The organism is Stenotrophomonas sp. 2YAF22 (genome assembly GCF_052114665.1).
Classification (GTDB): Bacteria; Pseudomonadota; Gammaproteobacteria; order Xanthomonadales; family Xanthomonadaceae; genus Stenotrophomonas; species Stenotrophomonas indicatrix.
Genome location: NZ_JBFRFE010000320.1, coordinates 1 through 4,807, shown reverse-complemented (window position 1 = coordinate 4,807; position 4,807 = coordinate 1). Strand labels below are relative to the sequence as shown.

Below are 4,807 nucleotides of genomic sequence, written 5' to 3'. Positions count from 1 at the left end.
GATCACGGCATAGCGCAGGCTGTATTCCTGCGCGCGGCCCTGCGAGTCGATGGCGATGGGCAGGTCGCCCCAGCGTTCGGACAGCACCTGCAGCTGGGCATTGGGGCCCTTGCTGTCCTCATCGGCCAAGCGCGCACCGGATGCCAGCAGGCTGCGGTTCAACAGCTTGACCAGCTCACTGTAGGGCGCAGTGGACACCACCTTCACCGGCGCCGTGTCGGACGGCAGCATCAGCTTGTTGCGCAGGTGGAAACCGCAGCCAGCGAGGCCGAGGACGAGAACGAGGGCAAGCAGGATTCGGGTCATGTAGACAGTCTGGCGGAGCCGGGCGATCACGGCAACAGACAGGGTGCCCGAGGCCGCGTGAACGCAGGGCCATCGGCCGGGCGCGCCCGGCGTGGCGACAACGCACCGGCCGCCACGATGGCGGCCGGTGCCAGGTACATCAGGCAGCGACGATATTCACGATCTTGCCGGGAACGATGATGATCTTGCGCACCGTCAGGCCTTCCAGGAACTTGGCCGCGTTTGGCTCGGCCAGCGCCAGCGCTTCAATCTGCTCACGCGCGGCGTCGGCCGCCACCTCGATGGTGCCACGCAGCTTGCCGTTGACCTGCACGGCCAGGGTCAGCGCGTCGCGTACCAGCGCGTTGCTGTCGGCCTGCGGGAACGGCTGGTCTTCCAGCAGCGTTTCGCCATGACCCAGCACCTGCCACAGGGCGTGGCTGGCATGCGGGGTGATCGGGTTCAGCAGCAGCACGATGGCCTGCAGCGCTTCCTGGCGCACAGCGCGCCCCTGTTCACTGCCGTCCTCGAACTTGGCCAGCGCGTTCATCAGTTCCATCACAGCGGCAATGGCGGTGTTGAAGCTGTGGCGGCGGCCGTAGTCGTCACCGACCTTGCCGATGGTCTCGTGGGTCTTGCGACGCAGGGCTTTCTGGCTGGCATCCAGCGCGGCCGCGTCGAGCGCCGGTGCGGCACCTTCGGCAGCGTGCTTCTGCACCTGTGCCCACAGGCGGCGCAGGAAACGGGCCATACCGTCCACGCCGGCTTCGTTCCATTCCAGCGACTGTTCCGGCGGTGCCGCGAACATCGAGAACAGGCGCACGGTGTCGGCACCGTACTTGCCGACCATCGCCTGCGGGTCCACGCCGTTGTTCTTCGACTTGGACATCTTCTCGGTACCACCGACCACCACCGGCTGACCGTCGGCGATCAGGGTGGCGCCGGTGATGCGGCCGCGCTCGTCGCGCTGCACTTCCACATCGGCCGGGTTGATCCAGTCCTTCGAGCCGTCCGGGTTCGGGCGGTAGTAGGTCTCGGCGATCACCATGCCCTGGCACAGCAGGTTCCGCGCCGGCTCGTTGCTGTCCACCATCCGCGCGTCGCGCAGCAGCTTGTGGTAGAAGCGGAAATACATCAGGTGCAGGATCGCGTGCTCGATGCCACCGATGTACTGGTCCACCGGCAGCCAGTAGTTGCCACGCTTGTCGACCGCATCGCGGGCGCCCGGCGAGGTGTAGCGGGCGTAGTACCAGCTCGACTCCATGAAGGTGTCGAAGGTGTCGGTCTCACGCTCGGCCGCGCCGCCGCAGTCCGGGCAGGTGGTCTTGCGCCATTCCGGATCGGCCTTGATCGGCGAACCGGTGCCGACGAAGTTGACGTCTTCAGGCAGCACCACCGGCAACTGGTCTTCCGGCACCGGCACCGCGCCACACTTGTCGCAGTAGATCACCGGGATCGGGCAACCCCAGTAGCGCTGGCGGCTCACGCCCCAGTCGCGCAGACGGTAGTTCACCCGGCGCTGGCCCTGGGCCTTGCGCTCGAAACGCTCGGCCAGCGCTTCGAAGGCGCCCTGGAAGTCCAGGCCGTCGAACTCGTCGGAGTTGACCAGTTCGGTCTCGCGGGTCTTGTCGCCGTACCAGTCCTGCCAGCGCGTCGCGTCGTAGGCGCTCTCGTCCTTGCGCAGCGACTTCAGCGCGATGACCTGGCGGATCGGCAGGTTGTACTTGTTGGCGAATTCATTGTCGCGCTGGTCGTGGCCCGGTACGGCCATCACCGCGCCGGTGCCATAGCCCATCAGCACGAAGTTGGCGACCCAAACCGGCACCTGGGCACCAGTAACCGGATGCACGGCGCGCAGGCCGGTATCCATGCCGCGCTTTTCCTGGGTCTCCAGCTCGGCCTCGGACACGCCTCCCTGCTTCATTTCCGACAGCAGCGCAGCCAGTTCCGGATTGTTCTTCGCGGCATGCAGCGCCAGCGGGTGTTCGCCGGCGATCGACACGAAGGTCACGCCCATCACGGTATCCGGGCGGGTGGTGAACACGCGCAGCGGATCCAGTGCGGCGCCATCGACGTCACGCACGTCGAACTGGATTTCCAGGCCTTCGGAGCGACCGATCCAGTTGCGCTGCATGGTCTTGACCGAATCCGGCCAGCCATCCAGCTCATCCAGGCCGTCCAGCAGTTCCTGGGCGTAGTCGGTGATGCGCAGGAACCATTGCGGGATCTCACGCTTTTCCACCAGCGCGCCGGAGCGCCAGCCGCGGCCGTCGATGACCTGTTCGTTGGCCAGCACGGTCTGGTCGACCGGGTCCCAGTTCACCACCGCGTTGCGGCGGTAAGCCAGGCCCTTGCGCATCAGGCGGGTGAACATGCGCTGCTCGTGGACGTAATAGTCCGGGCGGCAGGTGGCGAACTCGCGCGACCAGTCGATGGCATAACCCAGCGACTGCAACTGGCTGCGCATGTGGTCGATGTTCTTGTAGGTCCAGGCGGCCGGCGCGGTCTTGTTCTTGATCGCGGCGTTTTCCGCCGGCAGGCCGAATGCGTCCCAGCCCATCGGCTGCAGGACGTTATGGCCGGTCATGCGCTTGTAGCGGCTGATCACGTCGCCGATCGTGTARTTGCGCACGTGGCCCATGTGCAGCGCACCGGACGGATACGGAAGCATCGACAGGCAGTAGTACTTCGGCTTGTCCGAGGCTTCATCGACCTCGAAGGCACGGGTAGCRTCCCAGTACTTCTGGGCGGCGGATTCAACCTGCTGCGGATCGTAAACGTTGGGTTCGACGCTGGTCATGTAACACGCGGTTGCGGCGGCAAAGCGGTACAGCGTACCGCAGTGCGGCAAATGGCTCCAATCCTGCCTGCCGGACCGGCGCGCGGCGCGGCTGCGGGAAGTGTCTCAGCGCCCGCGCGACAGAGGCAGGGCCAGGGCCAGCCATAGCGCCCAGCAGGCAAAGGCCAACCGCTGCGCCAGCGCCGCCGGCAGTACCCCCGGCAGGCCGAACGCCAGCAGACCGGCACCGATTCCGCAGGCCAGCGTCAGCAGGCCCAGCCTGCGCCCGCCGGAATGCCGCAGCCGCGCCGCGCCCAGCATCACGCTGCCGGCGACAAAGGCCAGTGCCCAGACCATCCACACGCTGGCGTGCAGCTTGCTGGCAGGGCCCTGCATGCCCATCTGGTCTTCGAAATCCAGCGGCAGCAGGCCCATCGCGATGAAGGCGAGACCGGCCAGCAGCAGCATCTGGCTGCCCACGCGTGCCGTCCAGGCGGCGTCCACCGGCAGCTGCCGGCGCAGGCGCTCGGCCACGACCACCGCCAGTGCACCCGGCAGCACCAGGCCCAGCAGGTTGAAGCCCAGCGCATGGGGGATGCCGTGCGCGCCCAGCCAGGTCACCGGATGCATCGCCTGCGAATAGTCCGGCAGGGCCGCACCGAAGCCGGCCACCGACAGCACGAACAGGGCTGCGGCGAGCACGCCTACCCAACGATCCAGCCGAACCACGGACATCGCAGCCACTCTTCAGGAGAACATCAGGCCATTGTCACGGCAGCTGGCACCTGCGCCAAGCCGTCCGCGATTTCATGGTGGGCGTGACCGCAGGGTTGAGACCGGCAAGGTTCGTCACCATAGAATCGGTCTCCAGATGCCGAACGATGCCCCATGACCGAGACGACCTACGTATTCGATGCCACCACTGCCACCTTCGAGGCGGAAGTGCTGCAGAAGTCGCTGCAGACGCCGGTCCTGGTGGATTTCTGGGCGACCTGGTGCGAACCGTGCAAGACCCTCGGCCCGATGCTGGAGAAGCTGGCCGGCGAATACAACGGCGCGTTCGAGCTGGCCAAGGTCGACGTGGACAAGGAACAGCAGATCGCGGCAGCCTTCCAGATCCGTTCGGTGCCCACCGTGTTCCTGGTCAAGGGTGGACAGCTGGTGGACGGCTTCCCCGGCGCCCTGCCGGAAGGCCAGCTGCGTGAATTCCTGGCCCAGCACGGCGTTGTGCCGGCTGATGTCGGCGACACCATCGCCGAAGACGAAGCGCCGCTGGACCCGCAGGCGCAGGTGGACGTGCTGCGCGCGCAGATCGCCGCCGAGCCGGACAAGGATGAGCTGAAGCTCGACCTGGCCCTGGCGCTGCTGCAGGTCGGCGGCGTGGACGAGGCCGCTACCCTGATCGATGCCCTGCCCGCCAACCTGGCCACCGATGACCGCGCCGTGCGTGGCCGCGCCCGGCTCTCCTTCGCCGCCGCGCTGAAGGATGCCCCGCCCGCCGAGGAGCTGGATGCGCGCATCGCCGCCGACGGCAAGGATCTGCAGGCACGCCACCTGCGGGGTGTGCAGCTGCTGCTGGCCGGCGAGGACGAAGCTGCGCTGGAACAGTTCCTCGAGATGCTGCGGATCGACCGCAGTTTCCAGGAAGGACTGCCGCGCAAGGCCCTGATCGATGCGTTCAACGTCATCGCCGATGAAGACCTGGTCGGCCGTTCGCGGCGCCGGATGGCCTCCCTGCTGTTC

4 protein-coding genes are annotated in these 4,807 nt (G+C 67.0%); 1 reads left to right on the top strand and 3 read right to left on the bottom strand.

Annotation, left to right across the window (positions count from 1 at the left end; translation table 11 throughout):
- The 3 genes from AB4Y84_RS13370 to AB4Y84_RS13360 form a co-directional block, all read right to left on the bottom strand.
- Positions 1–306: LPS-assembly lipoprotein LptE (locus AB4Y84_RS13370; protein WP_442250267.1), on the bottom strand; the 306-nt coding region annotated here is incomplete at its 3' end.
- 139 nt (positions 307–445) lie between these two features.
- Entirely contained in the window at positions 446–3,085 is a 2,640-nt protein-coding gene (leuS, locus tag AB4Y84_RS13365) for a leucine--tRNA ligase (protein ID WP_442244105.1), read from the bottom strand.
- Between the two features lie 105 nt (positions 3,086–3,190).
- Positions 3,191–3,799, bottom strand: a complete 609-nt coding sequence (locus tag AB4Y84_RS13360) for a DUF998 domain-containing protein (RefSeq protein ID WP_442244106.1) — start codon at positions 3,797–3,799, stop codon at positions 3,191–3,193.
- A 153-nt stretch (positions 3,800–3,952) separates the two neighbouring features.
- On the opposite strand from AB4Y84_RS13360, the gene trxA reads away from it, so the two are divergent.
- Positions 3,953–4,807, top strand: an 855-nt coding sequence (trxA, locus tag AB4Y84_RS13355; protein ID WP_032975060.1) for a thioredoxin, incomplete at its 3' end; no start/stop codon positions are given.